Annotated in this window: 15 protein-coding genes and 1 pseudogene; 5 read left to right on the top strand and 11 right to left on the bottom strand. The window is 61.5% G+C overall.

The window, feature by feature from the left end; all coding sequences use genetic code 11:
* Nucleotides 1-47: 47 nt before the first annotated feature.
* The 6 genes from IPJ76_18460 to IPJ76_18485 all read right to left on the bottom strand — a co-directional run bounded on the left by IPJ76_18460 (nucleotide 48) and on the right by IPJ76_18485 (nucleotide 8247).
* Nucleotides 48-476, bottom strand: a complete 429-nt coding sequence (locus IPJ76_18460) for a hypothetical protein (GenBank protein QQR86538.1) — start codon at nucleotides 474-476, stop codon at nucleotides 48-50.
* A gap of 277 nt (nucleotides 477-753) precedes the next feature.
* Nucleotides 754-3639: a T9SS type A sorting domain-containing protein gene (locus IPJ76_18465; GenBank protein ID QQR86539.1), complete on the bottom strand. Its 2886-nt coding sequence runs from the start codon at nucleotides 3637-3639 to the stop codon at nucleotides 754-756.
* A 552-nt stretch (nucleotides 3640-4191) separates the two neighbouring features.
* Nucleotides 4192-4497 carry a hypothetical protein gene (locus tag IPJ76_18470; GenBank protein QQR86540.1) on the bottom strand — a complete coding sequence of 102 codons (306 nt, stop codon included), beginning with the start codon at nucleotides 4495-4497 and terminating at the stop codon, nucleotides 4192-4194.
* A 533-nt stretch (nucleotides 4498-5030) separates the two neighbouring features.
* On the bottom strand, nucleotides 5031-5795 hold the full coding sequence (locus IPJ76_18475) for a serine hydrolase (protein QQR86541.1): 765 nt from the start codon (nucleotides 5793-5795) through the stop codon (nucleotides 5031-5033).
* A 175-nt stretch (nucleotides 5796-5970) separates the two neighbouring features.
* Complete coding sequence (locus IPJ76_18480; GenBank protein ID QQR86542.1) at nucleotides 5971-7047, bottom strand: hypothetical protein; 1077 nt, start codon at nucleotides 7045-7047, stop codon at nucleotides 5971-5973.
* Between the two features lie 213 nt (nucleotides 7048-7260).
* Nucleotides 7261-8247 carry a hypothetical protein gene (locus IPJ76_18485; protein ID QQR86543.1) on the bottom strand — a complete coding sequence of 329 codons (987 nt, stop codon included), beginning with the start codon at nucleotides 8245-8247 and terminating at the stop codon, nucleotides 7261-7263.
* Between the two features lie 245 nt (nucleotides 8248-8492).
* Between IPJ76_18485 and IPJ76_18490 the strand changes: the two genes are divergently transcribed.
* Nucleotides 8493-10418, top strand: a complete 1926-nt coding sequence (locus IPJ76_18490; protein QQR86544.1) for a tetratricopeptide repeat protein — start codon at nucleotides 8493-8495, stop codon at nucleotides 10416-10418.
* 106 nt (nucleotides 10419-10524) lie between these two features.
* Here the strand turns inward: IPJ76_18490 and IPJ76_18495 are convergent, their stop codons facing one another.
* Nucleotides 10525-10713, bottom strand: a complete 189-nt coding sequence (locus tag IPJ76_18495) for an RNA-binding protein (protein QQR86545.1) — start codon at nucleotides 10711-10713, stop codon at nucleotides 10525-10527.
* 111 nt (nucleotides 10714-10824) lie between these two features.
* Entirely contained in the window at nucleotides 10825-11283 is a 459-nt protein-coding gene (locus IPJ76_18500) for a GNAT family N-acetyltransferase (protein ID QQR86546.1), read from the bottom strand.
* 143 nt (nucleotides 11284-11426) lie between these two features.
* Here IPJ76_18500 and IPJ76_18505 point away from each other — a divergent pair, with 143 nt between their 5' ends.
* On the top strand, nucleotides 11427-13286 hold the full coding sequence (locus tag IPJ76_18505) for a hypothetical protein (GenBank protein QQR86547.1): 1860 nt from the start codon (nucleotides 11427-11429) through the stop codon (nucleotides 13284-13286).
* A gap of 12 nt (nucleotides 13287-13298) precedes the next feature.
* On the opposite strand, the gene IPJ76_18510 is transcribed toward IPJ76_18505, so the two are convergent.
* A complete protein-coding gene (locus IPJ76_18510) occupies nucleotides 13299-13631 on the bottom strand; it encodes a TfoX/Sxy family protein (GenBank protein ID QQR86548.1) in 333 nt (110 codons plus the stop codon).
* A gap of 90 nt (nucleotides 13632-13721) precedes the next feature.
* Between IPJ76_18510 and IPJ76_18515 the strand changes: the two genes are divergently transcribed.
* The 3 genes and pseudogenes from IPJ76_18515 to IPJ76_18525 all read left to right on the top strand — a co-directional run bounded on the left by IPJ76_18515 (nucleotide 13722) and on the right by IPJ76_18525 (nucleotide 16026).
* The gene (locus tag IPJ76_18515) at nucleotides 13722-14222 is read left to right on the top strand and encodes a hypothetical protein (GenBank protein ID QQR86549.1); all 501 of its coding nucleotides are present in this window, start codon (nucleotides 13722-13724) and stop codon (nucleotides 14220-14222) included.
* Between the two features lie 41 nt (nucleotides 14223-14263).
* Nucleotides 14264-14686 (top strand): DUF1801 domain-containing protein, encoded by a 423-nt coding sequence (locus tag IPJ76_18520; GenBank protein QQR86550.1) that lies wholly within the window; start codon nucleotides 14264-14266, stop codon nucleotides 14684-14686.
* Nucleotides 14687-14829: 143 nt separating this feature from the next.
* Nucleotides 14830-16026: pseudogene (locus IPJ76_18525) on the top strand (IS256 family transposase).
* Nucleotides 16027-16169: 143 nt separating this feature from the next.
* Here IPJ76_18525 and IPJ76_18530 read toward each other — a convergent pair.
* On the bottom strand, nucleotides 16170-17762 hold the full coding sequence (locus tag IPJ76_18530) for a hypothetical protein (protein ID QQR86551.1): 1593 nt from the start codon (nucleotides 17760-17762) through the stop codon (nucleotides 16170-16172).
* Nucleotides 17763-17942: 180 nt separating this feature from the next.
* Nucleotides 17943-18506 carry a YceI family protein gene (locus IPJ76_18535; protein ID QQR86552.1) on the bottom strand — a complete coding sequence of 188 codons (564 nt, stop codon included), beginning with the start codon at nucleotides 18504-18506 and terminating at the stop codon, nucleotides 17943-17945.
* Nucleotides 18507-18540 lie beyond the last annotated feature (34 nt).

Genomic DNA, 18540 nt, shown 5'->3' on the forward strand with positions numbered 1-18540 from the left:
CGGCGGCCTCCGGGCTTTCCACTGCTGTCCCTAACGCGAAATGCGGATCACCGGTTGAACCGGTCCCCTTTCCAATTGGCGGGGTTGTCGGCGATGTACCTGGCGATGCGATTGTGTTCGCCGACATCGCGGATGATGCGTTCGAAATACCCACGTTGCCATATCGGGGTGCCGCGTGGCATCAACCCATCGCGCACGGCCTGCCGCGATACCGCGGCCTTGAACGTTTGCATGATGTGGCCCAACGAATTTTTGACCATGATGGCGATCGGTGGTCGGCGGGGAATGTCGGAACCGTCCGGTGGCGGCGGTTCACCGGTATCGTAGGTGGCGGGTATTCGTAGGGGCGGCGAATTCGCCGCCCCTACCGCCCCGTCACCATCCAACGAACCGCCCGCCGCCACATCCGTGATCACGATGATCCCATGCACATGGTTGGGCATCACCACGAATGCATTGCATACCACCATGGGCATGACCAAACGCACCTTCGACAAGCACAAGGGCAGGCTCTTCCAGAAGCTTGGCGTGAACGAACGCCCCCGCGTCATGCGGATGTGGATGTTGTTCGGAAAGGCCTGAGGCGCTGGTGTGGGTAAGGCAGTACCAGCACCGTGCACAGCCCGCGCTACTCGCCCGCGCGCAGGATGCCATGCGGTTGTGTTCCACCCCACGGTCCGGCGACCGCCTGGATCCATGTCCCTCGGTTCCTGCGGATCGGTAGCCCGTTGGGAAGGTTAAAGCTGCCTCGCGTTAACGCATGCGTATGACCGATCGTGTCCAACGTGATCCGTCACCAAGTTCAATGAGCACTTGATAGGTGCCCGGTGCGAGGTGATCAACAGTTAGTATGACCGGTTCGACCATCCACCGTTCCGTGCGCCCGACCATTCGACCGGCAGCATCCATGATCGTAACATCTACCGGGAGTTCGATGCCTTTAAGAAATATCGAAGCGTGATCGTGCATCGGGTTTGGAGCAATGCTGATGCCAGGCCCTTCATGCTCAGCGATCCCTGTGGTCAGAATAAGCTCACACGCGCTGGTATCCATGCATGTTCCGACGATCACCTCCACCGCATAGCTTCCGGAATTGCCGATGTAGCTCTGCTGATCCGCATTGGGGATGATCGCAAAGGCCGCATTGCAATCGAGCCACTGGTACTGTGCGCCTGCTTCACCCACAGTGATGGTGTTGCCATTCGTCAGCAGGGCTACATCGATGTTCACGACCTGCACGGCCACTGGTGTACGGGCGGCGCTTACCAAGCAGGTGCTATCCTGTGCGTAGTAGGTCTGGTCGGCGAACAGCACCGGCGTATTGAAACTGCTACCGCTGCCTAGCAATGTGCCACCCGTTGGGGCATTGTACCAGCGGATGCTACCTTCTCCTACAACGCTCAACGCAGTGGAACTGCCAGCACAGACCGATAGGTTCGCCGGTGGTGTGTTATCCACAGGAGCCGGTGGTGCGGTTGTACACTGCGCACCGCTAACGAAATTGGGATACTTGGTGGTGTTGACGAAGTAGGAAACGCCGGTATGTGTGCCGTTCTGGAGCATGTTGATGTACGAGCCTACGTAGTCGGACGTATCGAGCCGGACCGGCGTGCCCCAACTGCTTCCCGTGGCGTTGTTGGCGCGTACATACTTCGCTCCTCCCACCGCGCTCTCGGAGTAGGCAATGGCCGGTGCGCCATCCACAACGGCCAGCGAAGAGTACAAACCGACAGTGCCGTTGCTCTGCACCGTCACCGGACTCCCCCACGTGGTGCCATTCGCAGCCGTGGCTCGTATGTACATCAGGTCTGCCGCAGCCAGGCGATAATAGGACAACGCGGGCATGCCGCTTACTATGGTACTGGAGATCTGCCCGTTCGCTAGGCCATCGGGGTGCTGGAGCAAAGACCAAGAGGTACCTGCCGCATCCATTGCCGTTGTGATACTCAACCCGCTAAGATTGTTGAACACCAACATAGGCATCCCGCCAACATCCAACAACGCTAAGCCATTCTGGTTGCCACCATTGAGTTGGAACGGGTTTACGGGCCAGGTGGAACCATCGGCATCCAATGCTCGCTTGTACCGCACGGACGTGCTGGCCCTGTATGCGAGTGCTGGCCAACCATCGATGACCGCTGCACAGATGGCTCTGAAGTCCGAGAGCGAGTTTTCCACGAGGACCGGTGTGCCCCAAGTCGCGCCTAGTGCATCGTTCGCACGCACGCACATCACATCACCGAAACCGAATGAACCAACCCGTCGGTAAGCGATCATCGGGCGGCCATTCGCTACGAACAGAACGCAAGCATCGGCACCGAGCACCCCGGGGTCCACATCCACAAAGCTGGACCAGGTGGTACCCGTGCTGTCCTGTGCCCGTATGTAGCGCAGGGTCGAATCCGTTGTATTCCAATAGGCCAAAGCGGGATACCCTTCCACAATGGCTTGGCTCACGTTCAGGCCCACGGATGGATAGCTATCCATGGTGATCGGCGTGTCCCATGTACCGCTGCCTTGTGCATTCAGGGCACGCACGTACACAAGGTCGTTCCCGCTCATTTCGTATTGCGCCACTGCGGGATGGCCATCCACCACCTCAAAGGCGATGTGCTGACCGTACTGCAACGAGGACGTGATGACCTGTGGCGGGTTCCATGCCGATCCGTTCACATTGGTCGCACGCGCATAGCGAAGATCCAAGTTGGTCACATCCATGTACGCGATCGCCGGCAACCCATCCACTTCACGAAGTTCCGCGTACCACCCCAACGACACTCCGAAGATCGCATCCACCAGCACAGCTGACGACCAGGATGTGCCATCGGCGTCGTTCGCACGAACGAAGCGTACATAGGGTGTTTGACCTGAAGGTGTTGTGGCTATCGCCACGCACGGTACACCGCCGATCACTTCCAAGGAAGCCGCATTCACGTTGTCAGCGTTACTCACTACCAACGACGTTGTGCCCCACGTATCTCCGTTCACGTCGTTGGCGCGGACGAAAAAGGGGGCACCGGCGTTCGTGTGGCAGATGGCCGGTGATCCATTCACCACCTTCAGATCGGCATAGTACCCGGTACCCGCCACGCCACAGGTAACAGGTGCGCCCCAATCCGCACCGTTCGCATCGTTGGCGCGCACGTACCGCACCCGGTTCATACTCTCGTCCCGGAAAGCGATGGCCGGTTTCCCATTGACCACCGCCAAGCTGGAGAATTGGGCAACGGACAAAGCGGCGTCATACACCACCACGGGCTCTCCCCAAGTAAGCCCATCCGGATCGAGGGCGCGCACGTACATCAAATTCAAGCCGATATTGGAAAGGTAGGTGAACGCAGGAAAGCCATTGACCACGGCCAAAGAGAACCGGGTGCCGGCCAACGCCGAATTGAACAAGGCTTGGGGCTCGGCCCAGGTGGTCCCTTGCGCGTCCAAGGCCCGTACCCACAGGATGCGCTTGTGGACCTGATCCGCAGAAACGATGCAGGGCTTGCCGTTCACCACGGCCATGCTGTTGTACTCGCCGCCGCCGCCGCCGCTCCCACGGTAGTCGGGAACCTCTACGGGGGCGGACCAGAATTGAGCGTGAACGTGCAGGCTCAAAAGAAGGATCAGTAGGGTAATGGGTTGGCGCATGGACTGCATCGTTAGGTTGTCGGTTGAACGGTCGCTTGAAGATCCAACATGTGCGATCAATACACGCGAAGTAACAGAGAAACGACCCGATCCGCCCACACGGCACTCCATCGTTGGAGTTGTTCGAGAGCACGATCACGGTCTTGCACTGATCGGGCAAGCGCAGCATGAAGCAGAAGTAGCCCCGCCAGCCGCTCGTGTGGTAGATCACTCATTCCGAAGCCTCATCGCCACGAACGAAGAAGTCATGGCCGTATCCGGAGGACGTTCCATCCTTCAGCAAGGGCGCGGTTGCGGCTTTGTCACACACGCTCGGCGGAAGAAGCTGCGGTGATCGAAGCTCATTCTCCTACACAGCAAGAGCACGTGTGCTGGAGACCACGGTCACATCACCGACGATGGCATCCTGATGGATCACTTGTTCGAATTCCTTCAGGCTATCCGGTTCCGGGTACCGGCCAAGACCTTCGGAATGGGCGTAACCTACGGCGAAGTTTTCGAGCCGCTCACCGGCCGAACGACATGTATTGTGCACCCGTGTGTGCTGGATACCTAGCGGCTCGAATATGGACGACCGCATGAAAGCGCCGAAGGACGTTCCCATATCACCACGATCCCATGCACGTGGTTCGGCATCACCACGAATTCGCCGACATCCGCATGCGGCATGTGTTCGGGGATTGCATCCCAACACCGTTGCGCCAATTCACCAATGGGCGATCGGTGCATCACGCCATCCGCGATCCGTCCGAACAGGTGCAACCGGTCCTGCGTGCAAATGGTCAGGTAATACGCACCGACGTTGGCGTAATCGTATCCCTGCCAGCGGATGGGGGCGCGTTGTGGCAATTCGGACATGGCATCCGAATATCGGCATCACCGGTTGAACCGGTCCCCTTTCCAATTGGCGGGATTCTCCGCGATATAGTGCGCAATGCGATCATGCGATGCCGCGTCGCGGATGATGGATTCGTAATACCCACGTTGCCATATCGGCATACCACGTGGCATCAAACCATCGCGCACGGCCTGCCGTGACCCCGGTTCGGGGACCGGGGGCGGCCTTGAACGTTTGCATGACGTGGCCCAACGATTTTTTGACCATGATGGCGATCGGTGGTCGGCGGGGTGTTATCGTTCCACCGGGATCATCGGTCCGGCCGGGATCCGTAGGGGCCGCGAATTCGCGGCCCCTACCATCCCCGCCCGATGATCCGAAATCCACCGACGTTCCCGCCGCCACATCCGTGATCACGATGATCCCATGCACATGGTTCGGCATCACCACGAATGCATCGCACACCACCATCGGCATGTGTTCCGGTATGGCATCCCAACACCGTTCCACGATGTTGCCCATGGCATTGGGCACCATCACGCCGTCCGCGATATCACCGAACAACGGCAACCGGCCCTGCGTGCATACCGTGACGTAATACGCCCCGGCGCGGGTGTAATCGTACCCCTTCAAACGGATGGATCGGCGATGGAAACGGTCGGCCATGGCAACCCGAATATCGGCATCGGGGCCGGATATATCCGGCCCTACCGTTGCCACACGGGCGTGCCTTGGGGTAACAACCCATCGCCGTAGGCCAAACGCGTAACGGCGGATTTGTACGACGCCACGATCTGCCCCAACGCACCGAGCGGGATGCCCGGCGGTTTCCGCGGATCCCGTAGGGGCGCGTCATGACGCTGTCCATGAAGCCGTAGAGGTTGTAACTGTCCACGCCGCTGGTATGGGTGAGCAGGTGCGTGAGGGTGATAGCCTGCAGGTCGTAGCCATCGCTGGCGAAGAAGGCGCGCGTGCGGTCGGTGAGCAGCGGACCCACCGGCTGGTCGATGGTCAGTTTGCCCTCTTCCACGAGGCGCAGGATGGTGGCGGAGACGTAGGTCTTGATGTTGCTGGCGATGAGGAAGGGTGCCTCCGGATGCAGGGCTTCTCCCCCTTTCGCGGATCGGCCGCTGGCGCCGCTCCAGGCGATGCCGCGGTCCGGTGCTTCCACGTGCAGCATGAGCCCCACCATGGTGGTGTCGGTGCGGTAAACAGAATCCAGCACGGCCTGCGCGCGATGCTGGAAGGTTTGTGCGCTGGCGCTGGTGGCCAGGCCGATGAACAGGAAGAATGCGGAACGCAGGGAGGGTGAACGCATGAGGGCGGTGGGTGTGGGCGGAGGTCTGGAGTTCTTGTGGATGGCATGACTTGTCCCGCATCAGCGGGATCCGCAGTAACGAGAGGCGGCAGTGCTGTTGCGAACGACCTGCGAGGAACACCCGTTTTGCGAACGCGGACGCGTGGGGCCATCGGCTCCTAACAGGCGCCTTCGGTCATTCGACCAGGATCATGCCCTCGACCGATCCATTGACGATCCTCCACAACCCCGCACCACCACCGACCCAGATGGCCCCTGCCCGATCCTCCACGATGAATTGCACATGGCCGAACGGAACGCCATCGGCCAACTGGACCTCGGTGAACGTGGTTCCATCGAAGACGCAGAGGCCACCTCTACCGCTCCCGATCCACAACTTCCCGGTGGCGTCCTGGAGCAGGGCATGGATGCTCGGGTCACACAGGCCGTCCGCGGTGGAATAGGTGGTGAAGACGCCCTCCTTGTACATGGTCAATCCACTGGCCCGGTTGCCGTTGAACCCGAACCAGACGGTGCCGCTCCGATCGGTGTATATCGTACGGACCATATCCTCGCTCAAACCATCCTTCACCAGGAACTGCGTGAAGCTCCCATCGGCGTAGCGCATGGCACCACCGTGGGTCATGGAGGCGAACCACAGGTGTCCGTTCTGGTCCGCTTCGATGCACGGGATCCAGTTGTAGGTGCGGCCGTCCGATTGTTTTGTTCCGATCTCCGTGAGGTATGACGCGAACGCTTTTCCGCTGTACCGATAGGCCCCACCTCCGGCGGTCCCGATCCAGAGGTCGCCGTTCGTATCCATTTCCAAGGCATGCACGGCATTGGGATCGATCATCGGATACATCTCATCGAGCCATCCACCGGTGGTGTCCTTGAAGGGCAAGGGGATGGCTGTGAATGCGCGCCCATCGTACCGGCACAGGCCCTTTGCGGTGCCGAACCAGAGCGCTCCGTCCTGGTCCTGGACGATGTCATGCACCTTCGCGTTGCACAGGCCGTCCCGCGTGGTCAGTTGGTTGAATGCGCTGCCGTCGTAGCGGAACACGCCGGAACCGAACGTCCCGAACCAGAGGATGCCATCCCTATCCAATAGACCGCTCGCGAACCCGTGCTTGGAGGTGATGTCCTTGGCCGCTTCGGTGCGTGGCGTATCCGACCCTGGAAGGCCTTGTTCACCCACCTGTTGTTCCGGACGATCCTGTGCCGTGCAGGAAACGATGATCAAGGCTGTGGCGAGCACGGTGTAGCGCATGATGGCATGGGTGTGGGCGAAGGTCAGCACTTTTCGCGGAGGCGCGGGTTTCGGCGCTTGGTGGACGGACCACTGGAAGTCGGCCCCGCATTTCGCGAGAGGGATGGCTCGACTGCGCTCGGCACGCCACGCTCAGCGGAAAGCCCTACGGGGAGCCTGCCTGCGATGCAGGTCTTCGAGCCGGCACGCCCCCATCATCCAACAACCACTGCCCTACTCCCCCGCCATCGCCGCACGGAAGAACATCATCACATCCTTGTAGATCATGCGATCGGTGGCGTGCCCGATACCCGGATAGGTGCGGAAGCTGGCGTTCACCTTGTGCTGTACGTACACGTTGCGACATTGTGTCCAGCGGTCGGCGATGGGGCGGCCGATGGCAGAGTGCACCACCTGCTGTTCCTGCCGCGAATAGGCATCGTCGAAGAGCACGGCATCGTTGTCGTCCAACGCGCCCAGGTAGAGCAGTTGCGGCACACGCTTGAAGGCGGCGGTATCCGGCGCAGCGCCGAAGAGTTGTTCAGCATCGTGCGTGCCCAACGGATAGTCCAAGGCAATGCCGTTGAGCGAATCCACGGGCAGGATGGCGAGACCGTTGATGCCGCCACAGGCCATGGCCGCCACGCGTTCGGGATGCAGCAACGTGAAGCGGTTGGCGAAGGTGCCGCTGGCGGAGAATCCGTTCAGGAGCACCTTGTCGTGCACCTCATAACCGAGCGCCTTCAGCCGGGGCCGTGCATGCTCCATCATGGCGATGAGCTGCAGGTCGAGCCGCCGCATGGCACCCGTGTCGAGCAGGGCCACGTCGCGGTCCAGCGCGTGGGTATAGTACTGCCAGGCGGTTTGCGGGCGCGGGAAGGCGGGCATGAGGAAGGGCACCTTCAGCCCCCAACTGAGGCTGTTGCCCAGCGATGCGTTGGTGACCTGCTCAGCGGCGGCGCGCACGTGGTAGGCCAGCGTGTCGTTGGTGCCGGTGTTGTTGGTTTCCACCAGCAGGTGCTGCGGGCCGCTCACCGTGCCTTCAGGTATGTAGAGGTAGTACGGGAAGTGGAAGCCCGCGGCGGTGTCGGCGTCGATGAGGAGGAGCGTGTCGTGCGCGAGGGTGTCGCGCTGCTCCGCAACCGGTTCTGCATGCGGCGCTGGGCCACGACCACAGGCAAGGAAAGTCGCGAGCACGAGGAAGAGGGCGGCATACTTCATGGGTTGAAAATAGGCGGCAGTCCGACCAGTGGATGGTGAATGGCGGCTAGCAGATGGTGGATCCACCCATTCACCAACCCCCATTCACCATTCACCATTCACCCGCATTCGCATTCACTCGTCGCGGCTTGGCCTGCCCCGGTCTCCGAGCCGTGGTGCAGGCGAAGGGCAAGGGGGAAATGGCGATGTGCTTCGTTCGGAGCGATTGAATAAGTTCGAGCATCCACCACCCACGTCCTCCCGCCATGCCAAAGCCATACCTGCACGCCCTTCTCATATGCCTGCCGCTTGCGGCAACAGCCGGTCCATCCGCCGACTCACTCCGGCAGGTCCTCGCACGGACCGGTCAGGACACGGCGCGCGTACATGTCCTGAACACGCTGGCGCAGACGTATACCGATACCCGTCCGGACAGCGCGGTCAGCTATGGGACGCAAGCCTTGGAACTGGCCCAGCAACTGGCATTCGAACCCGGTGTTGCCGAAGCCCTGCGCATCATCGGCATCGGCCACATGCGACAGCAGGAGTACGGCATTGCCACCAGCCATCTTCAACGTGCGCTGGCGCTCTGGACCTCCTTGGGCGATGCGGAGAAGCAGCGGCGGACCCACTTCGCACTGGCCCATATCGCGGAGCAACAGAGCGACTTCCCGGAAGCGCTCAAGCAATACCTCACCAGCTTGAAGTTCGCGGAGCAGTTGGGGGACAGCGCGGCGGTGGTGGACATGCGCATGAACATCGGCGTGGTGTACTCACATATGGGGGAGCATGCGAAAGCCATCGCCCTACTGGAGCAGGTGCTGCATGCCCATGAGCGCACAGGGGACAGCCTGGGCATTGCCAAGGCATGCAACAACCTGGGCAATACGCTGGACGACGAAGGCCGCTCCGATGAAGCGCGGACCTACCTCAACAGGGCGGTGGCCTTGGCGCGCGCCTTGGGTCATCCGATGGGTGAGGCCATCACCCTCGGCTCCCTTGCCAACCACTACCAGCGCATGGAGCAGTTCGATACGGCTCTGGTCTACAACGAGCGCATCCTGGTCCTCCTCGGGCAGCTCGGCGACCCGTTCAGACTTGCGGCGGCCTCCATCAACACGGGCGAGATCCTCACCCGGCTCGAACGCTACGACGAAGCGGAGGAGTACCTCAACAAGGGCATCGAATACGCGCGGTCGGTGGGCGCGAAGCAATGGCTGTCCAATGCGCATGCCGGCCTGTACGACATCGCCAATGCGCAGGGCGACGTTGCCGAGGCCCTGGAACAATTCAAGATCCATATCGCCTACCAGGACAGCATCACCAACGAGGCGAACACCCGCAAGACCGTGCAGGTGCAGATGCAGTACGACTTCGACAAGAAGGAGGCCGCCACGCAGGCCGAGCAGGAGAAGAAGGACCAGCGCCAACGCCTGGTGCGCAATACCATCGGAGGCGGGCTCGCCTTCGCACTGCTCTTCCTCGGCGTGGTGTGGCGTCAGCGCAACAAGATCAATGCGGCGCGCAAACGCAGCGATGAACTGCTGTTGAACATCCTGCCGGAAGAGGTCGCGGAAGAGCTGAAAGCGAAAGGCTCAGCCGAAGCCGTGCACATCGACCAGGTCACCGTGCTCTTCACCGACTTCAAGGGCTTCACCGCGATGAGCGAGACGCTGAGCCCACAGGAACTGGTGCGCGATCTGAACGAGTGTTTCAGCGCGTTCGATCACATCACCGCCAAATACGGCATCGAGAAGATCAAGACCATCGGCGATGCGTACATGGCCGCTGGAGGATTACCAACTCCGAACACTACCCACGCCACGGATGTGATCAACGCCGCACTGGAGATGCGCGATTTCATCGCCGAAGGAAAGGCAAGGAAGATCGCCGCAGGCCTCCCCTACTTCGAGATCCGCATCGGTGTGCATACCGGACCGGTGGTCGCAGGCATCGTTGGCGTGAAGAAGTTCCAGTACGACATCTGGGGCGATACGGTGAACACGGCGAGCCGCATGGAGAGCAGCGGTGAAGTGGGGCAAGTGAACATCAGCGAGGCGACGTATGCGCTGGTTCGCGAACAGGCGGGACGCCTGTTCGACTTCACTCCGCGCGGCAAAGTGCAGGCGAAGGGCAAGGGGGAGATGGAGATGTACTTCGTCGGGCGAAGCTCCGAAGAAGCGAAGGCGTGACTTCGTTCACCCGGCCAGAACCCGCGCATCGCGATGGCCGATGCTGGCCGGCTGGTGCACCGCCCGGCCCCGGGATCTCTTGACTGGAGCGTTCCGACCTCGCCGATCACACCACTGCCACGTGCCTCGCCAACGTTTTGAAGCGCACCCCGTTGGCCTGCACCACGGTGATGGTGAGGTGGCCGGTCTTGCTTACGTTGAGGTCGCGAACAACGCCGCGCTTGTTCTTGTGCGTGCCGGCCACCACCACGCAGGTGTCGCCGTCCTTCAGTTGCTTGGTTTTGGCAGTGGGCATGGTGCGCGAGTGATGGTCCGAAATAATGCGGCCCGCTTCACCCTTGAGCCCTGTACACGTCGCACGCATTTCCGTTATCCATGGGTTGGGCCGGTGCGGGGGTGAAGGAAATCACACCAACGGCAGTTCCATGTAGATGTCTGCGCGGGCATATGCCTGCGAGGGCAAGGGCAATTCGCGGAAGCCGAGCGTGCGGTAAAGCGCAATGGCGGTGGCTGCACCAGCGCGGTTGCTGTAGAGCATGAGCGTGTGCCCGCCCTGCTGCCGGGCCCGTTCGATGATGGCCTCGCACAGCACGCGGCCGTAGCCCCTGCCCTTCCACGCATCGTCCACGGCCATCTTCACCATTTGGTACACACCGGGTTTGCTGAAGAGCAGCGCGCAGGTGCCCACCACCGCATCGCCTTCCATGGCCAGTATGATGCATCCGCCGGGCGCGATGATGTTCTCCTGCGGATGGTCCAGCACTTCCAGGTCCACATCCTCCACCACGAAGCTCTTGGCGATCCAAGCCACATTGATGCGTTTCCAGTCCGACTGGTACTGCGGCGCGTAAGTGATGATGCGCATGGTGCGAAGGTCGGTTGCCCGTGGCCTTCCCGTTCATGCTGAGCTGACCGTGGGGTCCGCGCGCCTGCCGCTTCGTCCGCCCACCTGCCCGTTCCGTCAGCGGCGACCCTCGTCGCCATGAGGCACCAGGTCACATTCGCACCATGTTGCGCGCACGGTTGTCGGTAGGGGTATTGGCTTTCGTCGGGGCCATCCTCTTGCCGGGCGTGGCAGGGGCCCAGTGCACCAACTACATCATCGAAATGCCCGACGGCGCCGGCGACACGGAGATCAGCTGGTCGCTGGTTGACCAGAACGGGGTAACGTGGGTCACCGGCGGAGCACCTTTCGGACCTGCGACTTACTGCCTGCCCGATGGCTGCTACACACTGCTGATGTTCGATAGCGGCGGCGACGGCTGGGACGGGCTCGATTGGGACATTGAAGCGGAGGACGGTGGCTGGGACGACCACACCACGTTGAACAACGGATCGCAGGATTTCGAGCAATTCGAGATGGGCGACGATGCCGATTGTGACCCGGGGGGCGGCGGCAACTGTAGCGGGGGGCAGAACCCGTATTACATCAACAGCGACCCGGGGCTGAACCCGCTGCAAATGACATGGACGCTGGCCTTGAACGGCGTGGTCATTAGCAGTGGTGGGTCTAACACGAACGACACTCTTTGTCTAGACCCGACGTGCCTTGTCCTGGTCATGAACGACTCGGGCAACAATGGCTGGCAAGGCGGCAGCATTACCATCACCGACGAGAACGGCGCCATGGTGTACACCGGCACGTTGGCCGCAGGTGCCACGTTGACAGTGAACATCCCCATCGATGGGGGCAGTTGCAGCAATCCGGGCGGTGGTGGTCCCGGCGGCGGCGGCGGGGGTCCAGTGCCCGGTACGGGGCCGGGCGGCGGTTGCAGCAATCTTCCGCCCGGAGGCGATTGCGCCACGGCCGGTTGCGCCTGTGATCCGTTCACCTTCAACATCACCCCCAGCGGCTTCGGCAATGTGAACGAAGTACCCCCTGCCGGTTCCGTGAGCAACCCGTCGTTCTTCAGCGGTGGACCCTGGGGCGGTACCTCGCCGTTCGGCTGTCTGCTGGCGGGCGAGCTCAACAGCACATGGATCCTCTTCACCGTGGGCAGCTCAGGCTCGCTGTCCTTCAGTTTCGGCGCGGGCGGCGGGCAAGCCGGCTTCTACGATTGGGCCATGTGGCCCTTCACCGGTGCATCGAGCTGCAGCGCCATTGCCACGAACACGTTGCCGCCTGTCCGCTGCGTGTGGAACGCCACTTCGGTCGGCGGCACGGGCTTGGCCAATCCGCCGCCGCCCGGTGGAAGTCCCGGCAACTTCGCGCCACCCTTGGCGGTAACCGCCGGGCAGCAGTTCATCATCTGCTTCAGCAATTGGAGCTTCATCAACACGAGCGTCAGCCTCGATTTCTTCGGCACGGCCGGCATCCAGTGCGGCCCAACGGTGCTGCCCGTTGAACTGCTTGCCTTCGATGCGGTGAACGATGGGCCTTCCGTCCTCACCACCTGGTCCACCGCCACGGAAACCGGAAGCGACCACTTCGATGTGGAACGCAGCGCCACCGGCGAGCAATGGTCGCGTGTGGGCCGTGTGACTGCCACCGGCAACAGCCAGGTTCTGTCGAACTATGCCTTGGTCGATCACGCACCGCTGGAGGGATGGAGCTATTACCGTTTGAAGGAATTCGATGCCGCAGGGCATGCCGTGGTCACGTCAACTGCAGTGGTGCAACGGGGCAGTGGTGGCGAACTGCACGCCTGGCCAATGCCCTGCAACGGCAAGTTCCTGGTGGAAGGACTAGCGGGCGATCCGTTGCTGGTGGATGCCACCGGTAGGCAAGTGCCGGTACAGTGGGAACGCTCCTCGCCACATGGACCGGTGTCCGTGAGCATGCTCCGGCCAGCCACCGGGCTCTACACTCTGATGGATGCCGACGCGGTGGCGCGCTCACTGCGCATCGTGGTTTCCGACGTGCAGTAGGGCGCGCAGCGTTCAACCCCGTTTGCTCTTCTTCTTCTTCGGGAACGGCAGCACTGCCGCCATGCGCAGCAACGTTTCCACCAGCACGCGCGGCGCTGCAATGGCATTTTCCGGCACGAGGTAGTAGTTCTTCGCACCTGGGAATGGCGGCGCAAGCTCACAGGTGCGTTCCAACGCCTTGCTCTCCAGCATCACCTTCAAGTAGAGCTGATCGTCGCAGATGAGGCCCACCACCTTGCCATCCGTGTACAGGGCAAACTCGCCGAACATGGGGAAAACACTGAAGCGACCGGGGTGGCCGAGCTGGGCGAGGATGAAGGCGGCGGTGTCCTTGCGAGTGGCCATGGACCGGTTGGTTGTGCCAAATGTGCACCGTGTCCCGATCGCTTTGTTTGTGCATCGGACGATTTGATTTGTGGGACCAACACCAGCACCATGGACCTATTGCACCACATGACGGAGTACTACAAGGGAGAACGCCTCGGCGCCATCTGCTACACGGTGGGCGGCATTGTGTTCCTGTTGCTCGCCTTCGCCATCTGGAAAGTCGCGGAGCCGGGCACCATCACGCGTGGCATGCTCATCCCTGTGGCCGTGGTCGGGATCCTGGGCACAGTCGCCGGGCCGCTCCTGTTGCGCAGCAATAACCAACGACTTGAAGACTTCGCCAAGGAGATCGGAACGGACCGTGCCGCATTCCTGGCCAAAGAAGTTCCGCGAATGGCGGGTGTGCACCGCACTTGGTTACCGCTCAAGATCGCATGGACGGTGCTGATCGCAGCCGGAGTGGTGCTGGCCTTCGTTGGTGGCACACCCATCTGGAAGGGCGTCGGGCTGGGCCTGCTGCTGATCGGCGCGGTGGGCCACACCGTGGACGGCATTGCCAGCGAGCGCAGCAGGATCTATGTGGAGCAACTGGCCAGTACCGCGGGATAGCGCATCCGGCACGACCCGCGACATCCTTCAATACCAGCACCATGGCCAAAGCAGAACTGAAGACCAAGGAGAACGAAGCCAGTGTTGACGCCTTCATCGACCAGCAAGCCGAGGAGGTGGCCGCCGACTGCCGCGCGATCATGAAACTACTGAAGAAGGTGACGGGCGAACCACCGCGCATGTGGGGTGCCAGCATCGTTGGCTTTGGTCGTTACCATTACAAAGGTGCCAGCGGCCGTGAAGGCGAGTGGTTCCTCACCGGCTTCAGCCCGCGCAAAGCGAACCTATCGGTGTACGTCCTGACCGGTCTGGACAAGTCGGCCACCCTGCTGAAGAAACTGGGCAAGCACTCCACCGGTGTGGGCTGCCTCTACTTCAAGCGCCTGAGCGATGTGGATACGAAGGTGTTGGAAGAACTGATCACGAAGGGCGTGAAAGGCCTGGAGAAGATGAGGGTGAGGTGACCGTTCGCAGATCCAGACGCGGCAGGCGACGACCCGGTTCGATGTGAACGAGTAAGTCCAGTTCACCGCATGGGCCAACCGTCCAAGGGAGACTGTTCAGTAAAGTGTGTCAGGCCGGAGTTGCGAACTTCAAACCCTGACCCATGGAAGACAAGACGGACAAGTTCGATTACGAAGCCTTCGAGAAGGAGGCCATGAAGCAATTGCTTCTGGGCAAGCCGCTCAGCGGCAGCGAAGGGGTGCTGACGCCCTTGGTAAAACGGCTGATGGAAGCCACCCTACGGGGAGAGCTGAGCGCGCATCTGGAAGAGGACACCGGCAAGGCCAACCGGCGCAACGGGCACGGCCGCAAGCGGGTGAAGACCGCACACGGGGAGGTGGACATCGCCACCCCGCGGGACCGGAACGGGACCTTCGACCCACTGCTGCTGCCTAAACGGGAACGGGTTCTGAACGCCGAGCTGGACCTGAAGATCATCAAGCTCTATGGACTGGGGATGAGCCAGCGCGACATCAGCGACCATGTGCGCGACCTCTACGGCATCGAAGTGAGCGAAGCCACCATCAGCGCGGTGACCGACCAGGTGGTCGCCGATGTGCAGGCATGGCGGCAGCGCCCCTTGGAAGCGCGTTACGCCATCGTATGGCTCGATGCCATCCATTTCAAGGTGAAGGAAGAGGGTCGCGTGGTGAACAAAGCCGTTTACACCGCCCTTGGCGTGGGCCCCGATGGCCACAAGGACCTGCTTGGCCTCTACGTTGGCCAGCACGAAGGCGCCAAGTTCTGGCTGAGCGTGCTGCACGACCTACGCCAGCGCGGGGTGGAGGACATGCTGATCGCGTGCATCGACAACCTCAGCGGCTTCTCCGAGGCCATCGCGCTGGTGTACCCGCAGAGCGACATCCAGCTGTGCATTGTGCATCAGGTGCGCAACACCTTGAAGTACGTGAGCTACAAGCACTACAAGGAAGTGGTCAAGGACATGCGGGCCATCTACCGGGCACCCAACGAGGAGCGTGCCCTGCAAGCACTGGAAGTGTTCAGCGACAAATGGGGCGAGCGCTATCCGCAAGCGGTGAACTCCTGGCGCATCAACTGGCCGCTTCTGGCCAGCCAATACCGGTACAGCGAGCGTATCCGGCGGCTGATCTACACCACCAACCCCATCGAGGGCTTCCATGCCCAGTTGCGCAAATACACCAAGACCAAGCGCGTCTTCGAGAACGACATGGCCCTGCTCAAACTGCTCTTCTTGGCCCAGCAGCGCATCGTGGAGAAGATGGCCGCAAAGCCCATCTTCGCCTGGCGTGAGATCGCAGCCGAGTTACGCTTGCTCTTCGGACCGCGCTTCGATCCACAACTGGCCAACACCGATCAACACGTTATCAGTCTCCCCCAGACCCCCTCGTTGAAAACCCAACTACATCAACAACATCAGTGATCAAGATCGTGACACACTTAATCTAACAGACCCGTCCAAGGCTATCGCACCACATGCACCAGACGGACCAACCCGTCCATCTGCAGACGCAGCCCGTACGGCCCCGCCGCCAGCTCACGCATGGCGCTCAGTTCGAAGCGGTGCTCACCCGGTGCGAGCTGCTCTTCGTTGATCATGTTCGCCACTACCCTGCCCTGTACATCCACCACATCCAAGGTGCATAGCAGCGGCTGCCGCAGATGCAGAACCACGGCACTGCCTTCGCTCCAAGGTGACCCATGCACCGTTGCCATCACTGGATCCGTTGTCCGGGGGTCTTCCCAACCCGTTGCCGGGCCCGCCGTGCGATAGATCTGCAAGTGCAACGCTCCATCGCTGTCCAGCGCTGAGCCGGAAACCAATACCCGTCCATCGTTGTACTGCAGAAAATCGGTGGGTTGGCACGATAGCTGGGTGAAAACACTGGTGCGCCCAGCACTGCCGAAGGCGAGCTGAGGTGCACCGCTGGAAGTGAATTGGCCCACGACCGCTCCGGTATCAGCGGCCAACCACAATACGCCCCCACCGTTGATCGGCAGCAGATCAAGGATGGCGGAGGCATCAGGGCCAGTGGGCTCCGTTAGTTCACCGGCAAGCCCGAAAGACATGTCCAACGCACCGTTGGCCGTGTACCGACGCAGGAACGCGACTTGTCCGGGCACCGTGCGCACCCCGGCCACCAGGGCACTGCCGTTGTCGAGCAAGGCCACGCTGGTAGCAACGGTCCACGGTGGCGCCGTCTGCCCATCCATGGCGAATCCGTTGTTCCCGAATCCGGGATCGGGCGTACCATCGTTGAGCAAACGGCCTACGAACAGGGCCTTGGGCGCTGTTCCGTTGTGGCATTGCCCGGTCAGCAGCACGCCATCATCGGGCAATATTCCGGCATCCGCCACGCGGTCGGTGCCCGTTGCCGGATCACCGCCGAGATCGAGCAGGACAAGACCATTGCTCCCGAACGAGGCGTCCAACGAGCCATCGGTCAACCAACGGAACAGCGCCACATCGGAATGCACGACGCCTCGTCGGCCGAACACCACCGTGCGGCCCGCACCGTCAAGCAGCGCACCGCGCACCTGGACTTCATCGGCGAGCGCGGGGTCGAACATCGACAAACCACCCGCGCCAAAGTCCGGATCGGGCTCGCCATCGGGAAGCAAGCGGGCAATGGCCGGGGTCAACACATTGCCGGGCCAATACGCATGGCCCACCAATAGAATGCGGTCATCGGTTTGCACGAGCACATGTTCTGCACTGAAGCCCGGGAAGGATGGAGACAGGTCGATCGTTCCCTGGGCACCGAACAGGAGATCCAACGTTCCATCATCGGAATAGCGCTGCAGCCAAGGAACGGTGTGGAAAAACTCCACGGGCGGGAACTCCGAACTGTCCCATAGCAGCACCCCGTCGCTGCCCGTGAGGACCAGGATATCCTCGGCGCTGTTGAGCGCTATGGAACGCGCACCCCAACGGTCGTTCTGCACAACACCGTTATCGCCGAACGATGGATCGAGGGAACCGGGTTGCGCGATCAGAGCACATGGTGCAGTGATCGCCCCGGCGAAGAGCATGAGGCGCTGGTGGAGGTTGAGCATGGGGTACTGTTTCCGGCAAAACTCCCGGTTGCCCATCGCACTGCCTGAACGGCGTATCACCCACCGAACCGCGAATACCCGGCGCCATCACGCCTCGCGCGGTCCGCACCAAAAGCAACGCGCATCGTTCGCGCGGATCCGGCGTACGACGCGCGTTGCACGTTCTTCGAAACGGGACGTTCAGGCTTCTCCCTGCTGCACCAATTGCACTTCGCAGGCAATGCGCACTTCATCGCTCACGAGCAGGCCGCCCGCTTCCAACGCTGCGTTCCAGTTGAGCCCCCACTGCTTGCGGTCGAGCTTGCCGTGGATGCTCACGCCGGCCTTCGTATTGCCCCAAGGGTCCTTCATCACGCCGCCGAACTCCACATCGAGCGCGATCGGTTTGGTGATGCCGTTGATGGTGAGATCGCCGTGAAGCGTCCATGAACCGTCGTGATCGACATCCTCGGTGCGGGTGGCCGTGAAGACAATGTGCGGGTGCTTCGCGGTATCGAAGAAGTCGGGGCTCTTCAAATGGGCATCGCGCTGCTCGTTCCCGGTGGTGACACTGGCCGCCTCCGCACGGAAGGTGACGCGGGCCTTGCTGAGGTCGTCGCCGGGCGCAATGATCTCCGCTTTGTACTTGCCGAAGCTGCCGGTGACGGTGGTGATCATCAAGTGCTTCACCTTGAAGTGGATCTCGCTGTGCGCGGGATCAATGGTCCATTTGGTGCGGGTGAGGGGTGCTGCAGTGGTGCTCATCGCGTGTGTTGTTTATGCGGCAAAAGTGCTGGCC

This window comes from Flavobacteriales bacterium, assembly GCA_016699575.1.
In the GTDB taxonomy this organism is placed as follows: domain Bacteria; phylum Bacteroidota; class Bacteroidia; order Flavobacteriales_F; family PHOS-HE28; genus PHOS-HE28.